Raw genomic sequence first — 15,924 nt, forward strand, 5'->3', positions numbered from 1 at the left:
CCCCGCCCGGCGAGGGTTTTTACCGATAACGTGAACGCAGGGCGCGACAAAGAATGAAACCCCGATTCCTGTTCAGGTTGTTTTGCGCCATGCCCATCGCGGCGAAACCGCCCTTCGCGCTCACAAGCGGGTTGCGTCCGCTCATCCATGGCATGGCGTGCCGATTCACGCCGTGCTGACCGGTCCCGGCGCGGTTGGCTTGCCTGGGCATCGTCAACGAGCCACCAACGAGCCATCAACGAGCCACCAGCGAGCTACCAGCGAGCCACCAAGGAGACCCCATGCCGGACAACGCAAGCTGTGCCCACGCGGCCACGGCTGACTTTCACCGCCTGCTGGCGCGCGAGCTGCCGGAGCACGACGAGCAGGACTGGGAAGACGCGCAGTGCGGCTTTGTCGGCACCATCCCCAATGCCAAGGTGGCGCGCGCCAACGGGCACGGCGTGTGGAACCTGGAGGCCTACGGTTTTCTTGACGCCGCCGAGGCGCCGGATACCGTCAACCCCAGCCTGTGGCGGCAGGCGCGCCTGAACCGCATCCACGGCCTGTTCCAGGTCACGCCGCGCATCTTCCAGGTGCGCGGGTTCGATATCGCCAATATCACCTTTATCGAAGGCGACACCGGCGTGATCGCGCTGGACGCGCTGACCTGCCCGGAGACCGCCGCGGCGGCGCTCGCGCTGTACCGGGCGCATCGCGGCAACCGCACGTTGCACACCGTGATCTACAGCCACAGCCACGCCGACCACTTCGGCGGCGTGGCGGGGCTGGTTGACGAGGCCGATGTGCGCGCCGGGCGGGTCCAGGTGATCGCGCCCTCCGGCTTCATGCACCACGCCATCGCCGAGAACGTGATCGGCGGCGTGGCCATGGCGCGCCGCGCGCAGTTCCAGTTCGGCCACACGTTGGCCAAAGGGCCGGCGGCGCAGGTGGATGCCGGCCTGGGCAAGACGCTGCCAATGGGCCGCTCGACGCTGATCGCGCCGACGCGGTCGATCGAGGCCGAGCACGAGATCCACGTGATCGACGGGCTGGAGATCGAGTTCCAGCTCACGCCCGAGACCGAGGCGCCCTCCGAGATGCACCTCTTCATCCCGTCCGAGGGCGCGCTCAACCTGGCCGAGAACGCTACCCACAATTTGCACAACCTGTGCCCGCTGCGCGGCGCCAAGGTGCGCGACGCGCTGGCGTGGTCCAAGTACCTGCACCGCGCGCTGCGCCGCTACGGCCCGCGTACCGAGGTGGTGCTGGCCCAGCATCACTGGCCGACCTGGGGTGCGGAGCGCGCCCGGCGCTTCCTGTCCGAGCAGCGCGACCTGTACCGCGTGCTGCACGACCAGACCGTGCGGCTGATGAGCCACGGCCTGAAGGCCGGCGAGATCGCCGAAGGGCTGCAACTGCCGGAGCCGCTGGCCAGGCGCTGGCACACGCGCGGCTACTACGGCACCGTGTCGCACAACGTCAAGGCGATCGTGCAGCACTACCTGAGCTGGTACGACGCGCATCCGGCCAACCTGCATGCGCTGCCACCGGTGGCCGCCGCGCGCAAGCACCTGGAATACATGGGCGGCATCGACGCCGTGATGGCCAAGGCCCGCGCCGACTACGAGCGCGGCGAGTTCCGCTGGGTGGCCGAGGTGCTCAAGCACGCGGTCTACGCGCATCCCGCGCATGCCGAGGCGCGCGAGCTGGCGGCCCGCGCGCTGGAGCAGATGGGCTTCCAGGCCGAGTCGGCGACGTGGCGCAATGCCTACCTGCTGGCCGCGCGCGAGTATCGCGAAGGGCCGCCGCAGGCCAATCCGCAGGGGCCACCGGCCAACGCGCTGATGGGCGCGATGAGCAACGAGCTGCTGTTCGACGCGCTGGCGGTGCGCATCCACGGCCAGCGCGCGCAGGGCATGGCGTGCCAGATCGGCTGGCAGTTCACCGACAGCGGCGAGCATTGGGTGAGCACGCTGTCCAACTGCGCGCTGAGCAGCCTGCAGGTGGAGGCGGCCGATGTGGCCGATGCGGCGGACATGGCGGGCACGCCGGACGTGGTCATCGAGACCAGCCGCGACACGCTCGACGCCGTGCTGGCCCGGCGCTGGACGGCGGCCGAGGCGGTGGCGCAAGGCCGGCTCGCGCTGCGCGGCGATGTGTCGCTGCTTGCGCGCTTCATGGGCTTGCTGGACCAGTTCAGCGGCAGCTTCCCGGTGGTGGACGCGGCCCCCTGGCCGGACCGCTGAGCCTGGTCGCGGTGAGTCGGGTTCAAGTGGTTTGCGTGGGTTAAGTAGGTAAAGTGGCTTATGAGGCGCAATTGGCCCGGGTGTCGCCCGGCCCGCGTGATGGCTGCGGAGCTTGTCCGGGCCGCCGCCGCCTTTGTCCGTCAAGCCGCCTCTGCTGCAACGCGGGAAACCCCCCTCGACAAGGTATAATCCCGGTTTCCCGCCAGCACGGCGCCCCAACCAGCGGCGCCGGCCGGTAGCAGCCCCTACCTCCTGCCCTCCCGACCGCTCAGACCATGGCGCATTTCTCGTGCTTCCCCGGTGCATTGGCGCTTTCCGCCTTTCGCCAGCAACGCCTGCTCACCGCCCTCAAGCAGATCGACGCCGACATCGAGTCGGTACACGGCCAGTTCCTGCATTTTGTCGACACCGACGTGCCGCTGTCGCAAGACGACAGCGCCCGCATCGCCGCGCTGTTGACCTATGGCGCGCCTTTCGAGGCACAAACCGACGGTGATCGCTTTGTGGTGATTCCGCGCTTCGGCACCATCTCGCCGTGGGCCAGCAAGGCGACCGACATCGCGCACAACTGCGGCTTCGAGCACGTGCACCGCATCGAGCGCGGCATCGAGATCACCGTGATCTGCAAGAAGGGCCTGCTGCGCGGGCGCAAGACGCTGGATGCCGGCACGCGCGCCGCGGTGGCCGCGCACCTGTTCGACCGCATGACCGAAAGCGTGGTGGCTTCGCGTGAAGACGCCGCCGGCCTGTTCCAGGAACTGCCGGCCAAGCCGCTGCGCTTCATCGATATCTCCGGTGGCCGCGCCGCGCTGGCGCAAGCCAATACCGAAATGGGCCTGGCCCTGTCGGAAGACGAGATCGACTACCTGGTCGATGCCTACGCCAAGCTGGATCGCAACCCGACCGACGTCGAGCTGATGATGTTCGCGCAGGCCAACAGCGAGCATTGCCGCCACAAGATCTTCAACGCCACCTGGACCATCGACGGCGTGCAGCAGGACAAATCGCTGTTCGCCATGATCCGCAACACCCACCAGCTCAACCCGCAAGGGTCGATCGTGGCGTACTCGGACAACTCCGCGGTGATGGAAGGCGATGTGGCCGAGCGCTGGTTCCCGCGCGGCGCCGAGCAGAAGTACGGCCGCCATGAGGCGCTCACCCACACGCTGATGAAGGTGGAAACGCACAACCACCCGACCGCCATCTCGCCGTTCCCCGGCGCCTCCACCGGCGCCGGCGGTGAAATCCGCGACGAAGGCGCCACCGGCCGCGGCGGCAAGCCCAAGGCTGGCCTGACCGGCTTCACGGTCTCCAACCTGATGCTGCCCGACGCCGTGCAAGGCTGGGAAAACGCGCGCGACGCCGCCCAGCCGGTGGCGCACCGCAACCCGGACGACAAGGTGAGCGTGACCGGCAAGCCGGACCGCATCGCCTCGCCGCTGCAAATCATGACCGAAGGCCCGCTTGGCGGCGCCGCGTTCAACAATGAATTCGGCCGCGCCATCCTGGGCGGCTACTTCCGCGTCTACGAGCAAAACGTGGGCGGCACCGTGCGCGGTTATCACAAGCCGATCATGATCGCCGGCGGCATCGGCAACATCGACGCCGGCCACACGCACAAGAAGGCGCTGCCGGCCGGCTCGCTGCTGATCCAGCTGGGCGGCCCGGGCATGCGCATCGGCATGGGCGGCAGCGCCGCCAGCTCGATGGCGACCGGCACCAATACGGCCGACCTGGACTTCGATTCGGTCCAGCGCGGCAACCCGGAAATGGAGCGGCGCGCGCAGGAAGTCATCAACGCCTGCTGGCAGCTCGGCGACGACAACCCCATCCTGTCGATCCACGACGTGGGCGCGGGCGGCATCTCCAATGCCTTCCCCGAGCTGGTGGACGGCGCGGGCCGCGGCGCGCGCTTCGACCTGCGCCAGGTGCACCTGGAAGAGTCGGGCATGAGCCCGGCCGAGATCTGGTGCAACGAGTCGCAGGAACGCTATGTGATGGCGGTGGCGCCGGAGTCCTTCCCGCTGTTCCAGACCATGTGCCAGCGCGAGCGTTCGCCGTTTGCCGTGGTGGGCATCGCCACCGAAGAGCAGCAGCTGCAACTGGTCGATGCGCATGTCGACGCGGCGCTCAAGGAACACTATGCCGTGAACATGCCGATGGACGTGCTGCTGGGCAAGCCGCCGCGCATGCACCGCGACGTCAGGCACGTGGAGCAAAGCCTGCCCCCGGTGGACGTGACCGGCATCGCGCTGGACCAGGCCGTGCGCGACGTGCTGCGCCACCCGACCGTGGCCAGCAAGTCGTTCCTGATCACCATCGGCGACCGCACGGTCGGCGGCATGAACGCGCGCGACCAGATGGTCGGCCCCTGGCAGGTGCCGGTGGCCGACGTGGCGGTGACCACGCTCGACTACAAGGGCCGCGCCGGCGAAGCCATGACCATGGGCGAGCGCACGCCGCTGGCCGTGATCAACGCCCCCGCTTCGGGCCGCATGGCCATCGGCGAGGCGCTGACCAACCTGGCCGCCGCGCCGGTCAAGGACCTGGGCAAGGTCAAGCTGTCCGCCAACTGGATGGCCGCCTGCGGCGTGGACGGCGAAGACGCCAAGCTGTACGACACCGTGCACGCGGTCGGCATGGAACTGTGCCCGGCGCTGGGCATCAGCATCCCGGTGGGCAAGGATTCGCTGTCCATGCGCACCAAGTGGCAGGACGACGGCGTCGACAAGGAAGTGGTCGCGCCGGTCTCGCTGATCATCTCGGCGTTTGCCGCCGTGGATGACACCGACCGCACCTTGACCCCGCAACTGCGCACCGATGCGGGCGACAGCGTGCTGATCGCCATCGACCTGGGCCGTGGCAAGAACCGCTTGGGCGGCAGCATCCTGGCGCAGGTGACGCAGCAGGTTGGCGACACCACGCCGGACGTGGACAGCGCCGAAGACCTGAAGAACTTCTTCAACGTGATCCAGCGCCTGAACCGCGAGGGCAAGCTGCTGGCTTACCACGATCGTTCCGACGGCGGCTTCATGGCCGCGCTGGCCGAGATGGCCTTTGCCGGCCATTGCGGCCTGTCGCTCAACGTCGACATGCTGGCGCTGGACCCGGTCCAGGAACAGGACTTTGGCGACGCCAAGAACTGGGCGCAGCAAATCTCCGGCCGCCGCGACGAGCAGACCCTGCGCGCGCTGTTCTCGGAAGAGCTCGGCGCGGTGATCCAGGTACGCCAGGAAGAGCGCGACGGCGTGTTCGCCGTGCTGCGCGAAGTTGGCCTGTCGGCCTGCAGCCACGTGGTGGGCAAGCCCAATGCCACCGACCAGATCGAGATCTACCGCGACGCCAAGAAGGTCTTCGGCGCCGCGCGCAGCGAGCTGCAGCGCACCTGGAGCGAAGTCAGCTGGCGCATCGCGCGCCTGCGCGACAACCCGGCTTGCGCCGACAGCGAATACGATCGCGTGCTCGACGCGGCGGACCCGGGCATCTCGCCGGTGCTGACCTTCGATCCGGCACAGGACATCGCCGCACCGTTCGTGGCCACCGGCGCGCGTCCGCGCGTGGCGATCCTGCGCGAGCAGGGCGTCAACTCGCAGATCGAAATGGCGTACAGCATGGACCGCGCCGGCTTCGACACGCATGACGTCCACATGAGCGACCTGATTGCCGGGCGCGCCAACCTGGCCGACTTCTCCGGCTTTGTCGCTTGCGGCGGCTTCAGCTACGGCGACGTGCTGGGTGCCGGTGAGGGCTGGGCCAAGACCATCCTGTTCAACGCGCAGATGGCCGAGCAGTTTGCGGCCTTCTTCAACCGCCAGGACACCTTCGCGCTGGGCGTGTGCAACGGCTGCCAGATGATGAGCAACCTCGCCCCGATCATCCCCGGCGCGGGCGCATGGCCCAAGTTCACCCGCAACCAGTCGGAACAGTACGAAGCGCGCTACGTCACCGTGGAAGTGCAATCCTCGCCGTCGATCTTCTTCGCCGGCATGGAAGGCAGCCGCATCCCCATCGTGGTGGCGCACGGCGAAGGCTTCGCCGACTTCTCGCAGCAAGGCGACAAGAGCCAGGCGCAGGTGGCGCTGCGTTTCGTGGACAACCACGGCGCGCCGACGCAAACCTACCCGCTGAACCCGAACGGCTCGCCGGACGGCATTACCTCGGTGACCACCACCGATGGCCGCTTCACCGTGCTGATGCCGCACCCGGAACGCGTGTTCCGCACCGCCACCATGAGCTGGGCGCCGGACGCCTGGAAGCAGGTGGAAGACGGCGGCAGCCCGTGGATGCGCATGTTCCGCAATGCGCGCAAGTGGGTGGGTTGACCGGCCTGCTGTTGTTTGCGCTGTAGAAAGACAAAAGCCCGCAAGCGGGCTTTTGTCTTTTCTGATCGGGGCATTTGCCGAAGCCGGGGAACGGGCCAAAGCCGAGTGCCATGACGACGGCTGTCTCTCCCTCTCCCCTCAGGGGGAGAGGGCCGGGGAGAGGGGTGGCTTAGCTAGGAGCCACTGCAAGCGAAGCCCGTGGTTTCCCCGCTCAAGCCACCCGCCGCGTACTCCAGGCCTGATAAACGAAGTACAACGGCCGCTGCGGGTCCGATTGCCTGGCCGATGCCGGCGCCGCGCCGCGGATCTGCATGGTGACCAGCACCATGCGCGCGGCTTTCACGGGGGAGTAGCGGTCGCGCAGCGGCAGCATGGGCAGCACGGCGCGCCATTCCGGGGGCAGACCATCGTGGCTGAAGGTGCCGAGCGCACAGTAGCCCCATCCTTCGGATGTGAGATGCCAGAGTTGCCGGTAGGGGCTGCCGCCTGATGCCACTGAAGCCATGGTCTCTCCCGTTCGCGTGCCGGTGCCCGCGGCGGGAGATCGGGCGGGCTTGCGCTATCCAGGTTGCGTGCCGGCCAGGGTGGCGGCAACGCGCATGGCCTTGATATTACCCATGTGCGGCGACGGTGGGAATGCTCGGCGCGCCTTGTGAGTGCGGCAGCATGCACACCACACGCCGCGTCGGGTGCCCGGCAACCAGTGCATCACCCAGAGTTCGTCACTTGCCGGCGGCGGCGCTTTCTTGTCCTACAGCCCGCTGAACCAGTTATACCCCTGGTCTTCCCAGTAGCCGCCCGGATTCTCGTTGGTCACGAAGAGCGCGGCGATATGCTTGGGGTTCTTGAAGCCGAGCTTGGTCGGCACCCGCAGCTTGAGCGGGTAGCCATACCGGGCGGGCAGCGGCTCGCTGCCAAAATCCAGCGCCAGCATGGTCTGCGGGTGCAGCGCGGTTTCCATGTCGAGGCTGGAGTAGTAGCGGTCCGCGCATTTGAAGCCGATATAGCGGGCGGTGGTGTCCGCGCCGATGCGTTCCAGGAAGGTGCGCAGCGCAACGCCGCGCCATTCGCCGATCGCGCTCCAGCCTTCGATGCAGATATGCCGCGTGATCTGCCCCGCCTGGGGCAGCGCGCGCAGTTGCGCCAGGCTCCATGCGCGCTTGTCGGCGACCCGCCCGGAGACTTCGAGGCGGTAGCCGGCACCGTCGACCTCCGGCACGTCGTACTCAGGATAGAAGGCGTTGAACGGGAAGGGCTGCGTGACCTGGCTGCGCGCGTAGGTGGTGGCGAGCCGGTTGCGGTTGAACAGCCAGGCCTGCACGCGATCGTTCCAGCGCGACATTGACCACAGCACCTTGTCCACGGCATCACCATCCTGCATGGTGCAGCCGGCCAGCATGGACAGGGCGCCCAGCGACAGCGAGGAGCGCAGCAACAGGCGCCGCTGGAGCTGCACGAGCTGGGGCTTGAAATCAGCCGCGCTTGGCGGCTCCGCGGCCGGCATGACGATCCGCTTGTCATCGTTGGGGGCGCTCATGCTTGGACATCTCCATGGCCAGCGCGCCCGGCGCGTCCGGTCAACATTGGCAACAAGGTGGCCGGCACCAGGATGACCAGCGCCAGGTGAATCACCACAAAACCCACGATCCCCGCCATGGCAAGGAAATGCACATGGCGCGCCGTGTCGAACCCGCCAAACAGCGTCGCCAGCCAGTCCAGCTGCACGGGCTTCCAGATGGCCAGCCCGGATGCCACCACCAGCACGCCCAGCAGCAGCACCGCCACATACATCAGCCGCTGCACCGCGTTGTAGGCGCCGGGCCGATGCGGCAGGCGCAACCGGATGGCAAGCGACGCGTCACGCAGGACGCCGCGCGCGCTCAGCGGCAGGAAGTGGCGCCGGAAATGCCGTGTGGCGAGGCCATAAGCCAGGTAGACCAGGCCATTGGCGGCCAGCAGCCACATGGCCGCGAAATGCCATGCGATCGAGCCACCCAGCCAGCCGCCCACCGTTGCCCAGGCCGGGAATTTGAAGGAAAACAGCGGCGAGGCGTTGTAGATCGCCCAGCCGCTCATCACCATGCAGGCCATGGCGAAGGCGTTGATCCAGTGCGTGGCGCGCACGACCAGCGGATGGACGACGGCGCGCCGCGCGGGTGCGGAGGAGGGAAGCTTGCGCATGACGGGGAACGTTGGCGGGACAGCAAGGATCCAGGCCGGACGGCGCCGGCCCGGGCGGGTCTTACATCGGGGGCACCACGCCTTCCTTGCCGGCCGAGATAAAGCGCGCGGTCAGCCCGCCGTCGGCGCCTTTGCTGGCAAACAGCACGACGTGCGCGCCGGGGATCAGCAAGGAGCGGTCGCCGGGTTCCAGGTTGACGATGGGCACGTCGTTGGGAATCACGATGCGCTTTTCGCCGTCGGGGTACTTCACGGTGATAGTGCGGCCGTTGCTGACCACCACGTTGCCCACGGTGCCGTTGGTCATGCTGCTGTTCTTGCCGAGGTCCCACGCACGGTGGCCTTCGCCGCTGCCACGCATGCTCGGCGGGAACACGTGCACCTCGAGCGCCTTGAGCGAGCCATCCGCCTGCGGCACGGCGGCCGAGCCGATATAGCTGCCGGCCTTGATCTCATCGACTTTGGCCAGCGTCACCGCGCGCACCGCGGTGTCCTTGGTCAGGCCCACTTCCAGGTCCTGTCCCGAGCGCGTGCGCACCTTCAACGTGTCGCCGGCGAAGGCGGTCACGGTGCCGCGCACGCCGGTCGGCGTGGCGGCGGGAGCGGGCTGCGCCAGCACTGCGGGCGCTGCGGCAAACATGGCGCCGGCGAGCAGCGCCGGGGCCACCAAGGTACGTGTCAACCTACTCGAAACGATCTTCATCCTGGAACTCCTGGTGCGTGGAAAGTGCTGCGTAGGTTAGGGTGATGGCCGGGTCGCTCGGGTGACTTTTTGATGACAAAAAAGTCATAAATCGGGGCTCCGGCCACCGCTAGAATGGCGGCATACCGTTGAATGGCATTGCGCATCATGAGCATCCTCGTCATCGAAGACGACCCCAAGACCGGCGATTACCTCAAGAAGGGCTTGCGCGAAAGCGGCTACGCCGTGGATCTCGCGCGCACCGGTACGGACGGCCTGCACATGGCGCTGGAGCATGCCTATGACCTCGTCGTGCTCGACGTGATGCTGCCGGGCATCGACGGCTGGGAAATCATGCGCACGCTGCGCGCGCGGCGCGACTTGCCGGTGATCTTTCTGACCGCGCGCGACCACGTCAACGACCGCATCCACGGGCTTGAGCTTGGCGCCGACGATTACCTCGTCAAGCCGTTCTCGTTCATCGAGCTGGTGCTGCGCATCCGCACGCTGCTGCGCCGCGGCGTGGTGCGCGAGGCGGAGGTGTTCGAATTCGCCGACCTCAAGCTCGATGTCCTGCGCCGCAAGGTGACGCGCCAGGGCGTGGAGATCGTGCTGACCAACAAGGAATTCCTGCTGCTGCACCTGCTGGTCAAGCGCCAGGGCGAGGCGCTGTCGCGCACGCTGATTGCCGCCGAGGTGTGGGACATGAACTTCGACAGCGACACCAATGTCGTCGACGTGGCCATCAAGCGGCTGCGCGCCAAGGTCGACCAGCCCTTCGACAAGAAGCTCGTCCATACCGTGCGCAGCATCGGCTATACCTTCGGCGAGGGCGCGTGAAAGCCTGGTCCTCGCGCTCGCTGACCGCGCGCACCACGTTGTCGTTCGCCGCGATTGCCTGCGTGGTGATCGGCGCGCTGGGCGCGTATTTCTACCAGTCCGTGAAGACCTCGATGGAGGCCCGCGCCGATCTGCAGCTGATCGGGCGCGTGGCGCATTTCCGCCGGCTGGCCAGCGACGTGTACACCGTCGGCGAGCTCAAGGACCGGCCTTTGCTGTTCGAATCCATGCTTGGCGCCGAGCGCGACGTGTTGATTTTCCGCAAGCCGGGCGAGCCGCCGTTCATCCACGTCAACCCGGACAACCTGCCGGTGCCGGCAAGGCTTGAGGCGTCCCCGCCGGGCGACGGCGCCGGCCTGAGCGCGGCCGGCATCCTGCGCACCCGGCTGGACAACGGCGTGCCGGTGCACTGGGCGGCCGCGATGGCGCGCTCCAGCGAGGATGGCGGCGTGGTCGAGGTGATCGCCGCGCATCCGATGAGCAACGAAGTGCGGATGCTCGCCGCCTACCGCGACCGCGTGGTGCTGGCCGCGCTGGTCGGCATGCTGGCGGCGACCGCGCTCGCCTTCTTCGCCATCCGGCGCGGGCTCAAGCCGGTTGGCAGCATCGCCGCGCGCGCCGCCGAGATCAGCCCCGCCAGCCTCGCGGTGCGCCTTGATGAGCGGGATGCGCCCGCCGAGCTGCGCGGCCTAGTTGGCGCGTTCAACGCCATGCTGGACCGGCTGGCCGACGGCTACGAGCGGCTGTCCCAGTTCTCCGCCGACCTGGCCCACGAGATCCGCACGCCCGTGGGCGCGCTGATCGGCCAGACCCAGGTCACGCTGAACCAGTCGCGCCGGCCGGAGGAATACCAGGACGTCCTCGAGTCCAACCTGGAGGAGCTGAACCGGCTCGGCCATATCGCCGAGAACATCCTGTTCCTGGCGCAGGCCGACCATGCCGGGCTGGTTATCGAGCGCGTCCCGGTGTCGCTGCCTGACGAGCTCAACAAGATTGCCGAGTATTTCGAAGGGCCGGCGGACGAGAGGGCGATGACATTCGACGTGGAGGCACTCGGCACGGTCTGGGCAAATCCGCTGCTGTGCCGTCGCGCCATCAACAACCTGGTGGTCAATGCCGTGCGCTACGGCACGCCGGGCAGCGTGGTGCGGCTCAGCAGCACCGAAGAGCCTGACGGCATCGTCGTTGCGGTGGAAAACCAGGGCGAGGCCATCCCGCAAGGCCAGCTCGACCGCCTGTTCGACCGCTTTTATCGCGGCGATGCGGCGCGCAGCCGGGTCACCGAGTCCAACGGCCTCGGCCTGGCCATCGTGAAGGCCATCATGGTGCTGCACGGCGGCGGCGTGACGGCCAGTTGCCCCGCGCCGGGGCTGGTGCGGTTTGCGCTACGGTTCCCGCGGCAGCAGGGGCAGGCTTGCTGAGCTTGCGCGCGGGATCCCCGCGCGCTTCATTGCCGTCTGGTTTCTAGCGTGCCAGCAGCGTTACAGCAGCGTATCGAGCAGATCCGGCCCAAACACCTCCCGGTGCACCCGGTCCGCCTTCACCCCACGCGCTTGCAGCGCCGCGCGCTGTGCCTGCATGAACGGCAGCGGCCCGCACAGGTAGAAGTCGGCATCCGCAAGATCTTCGTTGGCCAGAATCACATCGATGTCCATGCGGCCGGGCAGGGCGGGTTGCGCCAGAAATTCCGCCGGTTCCTCGGATTCCAGGAAAAAGTGCGTGCGCAACTCGGGCAGCTTGCGGGCGGCATGCTTGACGTCCTTCAGGTGCGCCACATGCGAGACCATGCGCGCGGCGTGGCCGAATACGACCTTGCGTGAAGGATTGCGCTGCGCGACGGTGTTCAGCGCGCTGATCATGGGCGTGACACCGACGCCGGCCGAAAGCAGCACGATGGGGGTGCTGGGCTCGATGCGCGGGGCGAAGTCGCCAAAGGGCTGGCTGACCAGCAGCACGTCGCCTTCGCGGGCGTTTTCATGCAGCCAGTTCGAGACCGTGCCGGCGGGCAGGTCCTCGCCATTGCCGCGCTCGCGCTTGACCGAGATGCGCCAGGTCTTGCCGTTGGGCGCGTCGGACAAACTGTACTGGCGCTGCTGGAATGTGCCGGGGGTGAGTTCCACCACCACGGAGATGTACTGGCCGGGCAGGAAGTCGGCCAAGGTGGTGCCGCCGACGGCTTCGAGCGTGAAGGCGGTAATGTCGGCGCTTTGTTCCTCGCGCGCGACGATGCGCACGGGCTGGCGGTGATCGGGGCCGGTTTGCGCGTGCGCGTAGAGGCGGGCTTCCGCCGCGATCAGTTCGGCGGCGAGCAGCCAGTAGGCTTCGTCCCAGGCGGCCACCAGCGCCGGGGTGGCGGCATCGCCGAGCACTTCGCCGATGGCGCCGAGCAGGTGGCGTGCGACGATGGCGTAGTGGCTGGGCTTGATGCCGACCGAGGCGTGCTTGTGGACGATGCGGCTGACCACCGGTGCCAGGGCGCTGTTGTCGCCATAGTTGGCGGCATAGGCAAACACGGCGGAGGCGAGCGACTGCTGCTGCGAACCGTTGGCCTGGTTGCCCATGTTGAACAGGTTGGTCAGCTCGGGCCGATCAGCAAACATGTTGCGATAGAACGTCTGGGTAATGGCCAGGCCATGTTCGCGCAGTACGGGCACGCTCGCGTCGATCAGGGGTCTCGATTGTTCGGACAGCACGGCAACCTCCAAAGATGTGCAGAAAATGCAACAAAAAAGAATAACGACTCCGCAACGTGGTGCGGTGGCGGCGTACGGTCTGGGTGCCGTCCCGGTTCAGCCTGGACGCGGTCAGATGGTGACGCCTTGGAGCCGATTTTATTAAACATGCATTTGCAATGCAACATAAAATTTGCGGCGGCGCGCAAAGATGTATCTTTGGTCCATGTTAGACTGCGTTGGCCGTCACACTGAGGCCAAGTGCCCGCCACAGCCCCATCCTGGCTACCCCGTGCGTCATCGCCGCAAACCGGATTCCTTCCATGAGACTGACCGACTACACCGACTACAGTCTGCGGACCCTGATCTATGTCGCGGTCCATCCGGGCGAACTGGTCACCATCCAGCACATCGCGGATGCGTTCGGCATTCCCAAGAACCACTTGATCAAGATCGTGCAGAAGCTCGGCCAGGCCGGCTTCCTGCATACGGTGCGCGGGCGCGCCGGCGGCATCGCGCTGGGCCGGCCGGCGTCGGAGGTCAATCTGGGCGAAGTGATCCGGACCATGGAGTCGGATTTCAACCTGGTGGAGTGCTTCCAGGGCGACGACAACCACTGCATCATTACCCGCGTATGCGGCTTGCGCGGTGTGCTGTCTGCGGCGTTGCGCGCCTATTTCGAGGTGCTCGACGCCTATAGCCTGCAGGATCTGGTGGAGAAGCCTGCGGCGCTCACGCGGGCGTTTGGCGACGGCGGCGCGGCCACCCTGGCCGCCATCCCGGTCAAGAACGTGACGCGCAAGGCCAAGGCCTCCAAGGCGACAGCCGAGGACGCTGGCGAGCAGTAAGCCGGCGTTGCGCCGGTCTCCCGGCTGGCGAGGCCGGCCCGGGTTCAGGCCGGCGTCTTGCGAAACGAGATGGCGAAGCGGTTCCAGCTGTTGATCGTGGCAATCAGCAGCGTCAGGTCGACCAGCTCGGCGTCGCTGAAGTGGGGGCGAACCGCTTCCCATGCAGCGTCGGGCACATGATCCTGGGCGACCAGCGTGAGGGCTTCTGTCCAGGCCAGTGCGGCGCGCTCGCGGTCGGTGAAGAAGGGCGTTTCACGCCAGGCCGACAGGGTGGCCAGGCGGCGGTCATTCTCGCCGCCCTTGCGCGCATCGGTCGTGTGCAGGTCGATGCAATAGGCGCAGCCATTGATTTGCGAGGCGCGCAGGCGCACCAGTTCTACCAGCGGTTTTTCCAGGCCGCTCTTGCCGATGCGTTCTTCCAGGCCGAGCACGGCCTTGATGGCGGCAGGGTTGGCTTTGTAGAAGTCCAGACGTTGTTCCATGGTTTGCTCCTGTCTTGCGTTTTGCGCCATCGGTGTGCAGGCGCGACAGGAACAAGAATAGGACGGCGACTGGCTATGCAAAATAGCCAGTTTTCTCTAATTTGAGGTAACCAGTGGCGGGCCGTCCGCTGCTAGTGTGCCGGCCAGCTTTTCCATGCCGGCGTGGATGTCCGCCGCGCTGATGCCACCGTAGCCAAACAGGATGCCAGGCGCCGGCGCCTGCCCGCCGTACATGCCCGCAATGCCATACAGGCCGACTGATGCGGCGGCGGCGCGCGCGATCAGCGCGGTTTCGTCTTGCGGCATCCTCAGGTGGGCCACCATGTGGATGCCCGCGGCCGGCGCGTGGGGCGTGAACCACGGGCTCAACGGGCCCTGCAGGTGCGCAAGCAACGCGGCGCGGCGTGCGGCGTACTCCTTGCGCATGCGCCGCAGGTGCTTGGCGAAGTGGCCATCGAGCATGAACTTGGCCAGCGCCGTCTGCGTCATGGTGCAACTGTGCCAGTCGCTGACCTGCTTGGCCCTGCGCACGGCTGTGCCCAGCGGCGCCGGGGGGATCACGTAGCCGATGCGCAACTCAGGGAAGATGGTCTTGGAGAAGGTGCCGACGTACGCCACCACCCCTGTCTTGTCCAGGCTCTTGAGCGACTCCATCGGGTGGCCCGTGAAGCGGTACTCGCCGTCGTAGTCGTCCTCCAGCACCAGCGCGCCACGGCGTTGCGCCCACTCGAGCAGCGCCACGCGCCGCTCCAGGCTCATCGCCATGCCCAGTGGAAACTGGTGGGACGGCGTGACGTAGACAATGCGCGCATTGTCCGGCAGGGCGTCCACGACCAACCCCTGCGCATCCACGGGGACATAAGCCACCTGCGCGCCCAGCGCGAGGAACGCGATGCGCGCGGGCGGATAGCCGGGATCCTCCACCGCCACCACGTCGCCGGGGCGGATGACCACCCGCGCCATCAGGTCGATCGCCTGCTGCGCGCCCTGCGTGATGATGACGTCTTGCCAGTTGCTTACCACGGCACGGCTGAACGCCAGGTAGCGCGACACCGCAAGCCGTAGTTCCTGCTCGCCGGCGGGATCCCGGTAGCTGCCACGCTCGCGGGCCTGCACGCGTAGCGCGTGGCTGACGCAGCTACGCCATTTGTCGAAAGGAAACATGCCCTTGTCGGTGACGCCGCCCACGAAGTCAAACGCCGGCGCGGCGCCGGGCGGCGTATGGGCAAGGGTGTCGGGCAGCGCTTCCCAGATCGAGCCGGAGCCGGCGCTGGGGGCGAGCGGTGACGGCGATGGCGCCAGGCCCGTCATCTCGTGCGCGACGAAGGTGCCGTCGCCGGCGCGGGAGCGCAGGTAGCCCTCGGCAATCAGCCGCTCGAACACGTCGAGCGTGGTCTTGCGCGATACCCCGAGCTGCGTGGCAAGGCCGCGGGTCGACGGCAGTCTTTCGCCCGGCGCCAGCCGGCCATCGACGATGGCCGCCCGCAACTGTCGATAGAGTTGGCCGGCAAGGCCCTGCCGGCCGTGAAGGCTCAAATGGACATCCATGCCTTGATCTTTTGTTGGTGGTTACCCGGACCCGGCACGATGCCAAAGGCTGAGGCTGAGGCTGAGGCTGAGGCTGAGGCTGGCAGGTGGGGAGAGCGCAGAGAGCGGGGAGCGTGGTCTC

12 protein-coding genes are annotated in these 15,924 nt (G+C 67.3%); 5 read left to right on the top strand and 7 right to left on the bottom strand.

What is annotated here, in order from left to right; translation table 11 throughout:
- Positions 1 to 281 precede the first annotated feature (281 nt).
- A complete protein-coding gene (locus RR42_RS09135) occupies positions 282 to 2,228 on the top strand; it encodes an alkyl/aryl-sulfatase (protein ID WP_043345957.1) in 1,947 nt (648 codons plus the stop codon).
- Between the two features lie 275 nt (positions 2,229 to 2,503).
- A complete protein-coding gene (gene purL, locus RR42_RS09140; protein ID WP_043345959.1) occupies positions 2,504 to 6,550 on the top strand; it encodes a phosphoribosylformylglycinamidine synthase in 4,047 nt (1,348 codons plus the stop codon).
- A 211-nt stretch (positions 6,551 to 6,761) separates the two neighbouring features.
- Here purL and RR42_RS09145 read toward each other — a convergent pair whose 3' ends face one another.
- The 4 genes from RR42_RS09145 to RR42_RS09160 all read right to left on the bottom strand — a co-directional run bounded on the left by RR42_RS09145 (position 6,762) and on the right by RR42_RS09160 (position 9,434).
- Complete coding sequence (locus RR42_RS09145; protein ID WP_043345960.1) at positions 6,762 to 7,055, bottom strand: hypothetical protein; 294 nt, start codon at positions 7,053 to 7,055, stop codon at positions 6,762 to 6,764.
- 246 nt (positions 7,056 to 7,301) lie between these two features.
- On the bottom strand, positions 7,302 to 8,054 hold the full coding sequence (locus RR42_RS09150; RefSeq protein WP_043351701.1) for a molybdopterin-dependent oxidoreductase: 753 nt from the start codon (positions 8,052 to 8,054) through the stop codon (positions 7,302 to 7,304).
- 29 nt (positions 8,055 to 8,083) lie between these two features.
- Positions 8,084 to 8,731 (bottom strand): cytochrome b/b6 domain-containing protein, encoded by a 648-nt coding sequence (locus tag RR42_RS09155; RefSeq protein WP_043345962.1) that lies wholly within the window; start codon positions 8,729 to 8,731, stop codon positions 8,084 to 8,086.
- A 61-nt stretch (positions 8,732 to 8,792) separates the two neighbouring features.
- The gene (locus RR42_RS09160; RefSeq protein WP_043345964.1) at positions 8,793 to 9,434 is read right to left on the bottom strand and encodes a hypothetical protein; all 642 of its coding nucleotides are present in this window, start codon (positions 9,432 to 9,434) and stop codon (positions 8,793 to 8,795) included.
- Positions 9,435 to 9,581: 147 nt separating this feature from the next.
- Between RR42_RS09160 and RR42_RS09165 the strand changes: the two genes are divergently transcribed.
- Entirely contained in the window at positions 9,582 to 10,253 is a 672-nt protein-coding gene (locus tag RR42_RS09165; protein WP_043351702.1) for a heavy metal response regulator transcription factor, read from the top strand.
- On the top strand, positions 10,250 to 11,674 hold the full coding sequence (locus RR42_RS09170) for a heavy metal sensor histidine kinase (protein ID WP_043345967.1): 1,425 nt from the start codon (positions 10,250 to 10,252) through the stop codon (positions 11,672 to 11,674). The genes RR42_RS09165 and RR42_RS09170 overlap by 4 nt, the downstream gene beginning before the upstream one ends.
- Positions 11,675 to 11,734: 60 nt before the next feature.
- Here RR42_RS09170 and RR42_RS09175 read toward each other — a convergent pair whose 3' ends face one another.
- Positions 11,735 to 12,946: a globin domain-containing protein gene (locus RR42_RS09175; RefSeq protein ID WP_043351705.1), complete on the bottom strand. Its 1,212-nt coding sequence runs from the start codon at positions 12,944 to 12,946 to the stop codon at positions 11,735 to 11,737.
- Positions 12,947 to 13,248: 302 nt separating this feature from the next.
- On the opposite strand from RR42_RS09175, the gene RR42_RS09180 reads away from it, so the two are divergent.
- A complete protein-coding gene (locus RR42_RS09180) occupies positions 13,249 to 13,773 on the top strand; it encodes an RrF2 family transcriptional regulator (RefSeq protein ID WP_043345969.1) in 525 nt (174 codons plus the stop codon).
- 44 nt (positions 13,774 to 13,817) lie between these two features.
- Here RR42_RS09180 and RR42_RS09185 read toward each other — a convergent pair whose 3' ends face one another.
- Entirely contained in the window at positions 13,818 to 14,255 is a 438-nt protein-coding gene (locus tag RR42_RS09185; RefSeq protein WP_043345971.1) for a carboxymuconolactone decarboxylase family protein, read from the bottom strand.
- A 96-nt stretch (positions 14,256 to 14,351) separates the two neighbouring features.
- Positions 14,352 to 15,803: a PLP-dependent aminotransferase family protein gene (locus RR42_RS09190; RefSeq protein ID WP_043345973.1), complete on the bottom strand. Its 1,452-nt coding sequence runs from the start codon at positions 15,801 to 15,803 to the stop codon at positions 14,352 to 14,354.
- Positions 15,804 to 15,924: the final 121 nt, after the last annotated feature.

Source organism: Cupriavidus basilensis (assembly GCF_000832305.1).
GTDB lineage: Bacteria > Pseudomonadota > Gammaproteobacteria > Burkholderiales > Burkholderiaceae > Cupriavidus > Cupriavidus basilensis_F.

Bases quoted from the DNA above. Each gene is read 5' to 3' on its own strand.
- RR42_RS09150 (WP_043351701.1), bottom strand. From the start codon at position 8,054: ATGCCGGCCGCGGAGCCGCCAAGCGCGGCTGATTTCAAGCCCCAGCTC.
- RR42_RS09165 (WP_043351702.1), top strand. From the start codon at position 9,582: ATGAGCATCCTCGTCATCGAAGACGACCCCAAGACCGGCGATTACCTC.
- RR42_RS09160 (WP_043345964.1), bottom strand. From the start codon at position 9,434: ATGAAGATCGTTTCGAGTAGGTTGACACGTACCTTGGTGGCCCCGGCG.
- RR42_RS09155 (WP_043345962.1), bottom strand. From the start codon at position 8,731: ATGCGCAAGCTTCCCTCCTCCGCACCCGCGCGGCGCGCCGTCGTCCAT.
- RR42_RS09185 (WP_043345971.1), bottom strand. From the start codon at position 14,255: ATGGAACAACGTCTGGACTTCTACAAAGCCAACCCTGCCGCCATCAAG.
- RR42_RS09180 (WP_043345969.1), top strand. From the start codon at position 13,249: ATGAGACTGACCGACTACACCGACTACAGTCTGCGGACCCTGATCTAT.
- RR42_RS09190 (WP_043345973.1), bottom strand. From the start codon at position 15,803: ATGGATGTCCATTTGAGCCTTCACGGCCGGCAGGGCCTTGCCGGCCAA.
- RR42_RS09145 (WP_043345960.1), bottom strand. From the start codon at position 7,055: ATGGCTTCAGTGGCATCAGGCGGCAGCCCCTACCGGCAACTCTGGCAT.
- RR42_RS09135 (WP_043345957.1), top strand. From the start codon at position 282: ATGCCGGACAACGCAAGCTGTGCCCACGCGGCCACGGCTGACTTTCAC.
- purL (WP_043345959.1), top strand. From the start codon at position 2,504: ATGGCGCATTTCTCGTGCTTCCCCGGTGCATTGGCGCTTTCCGCCTTT.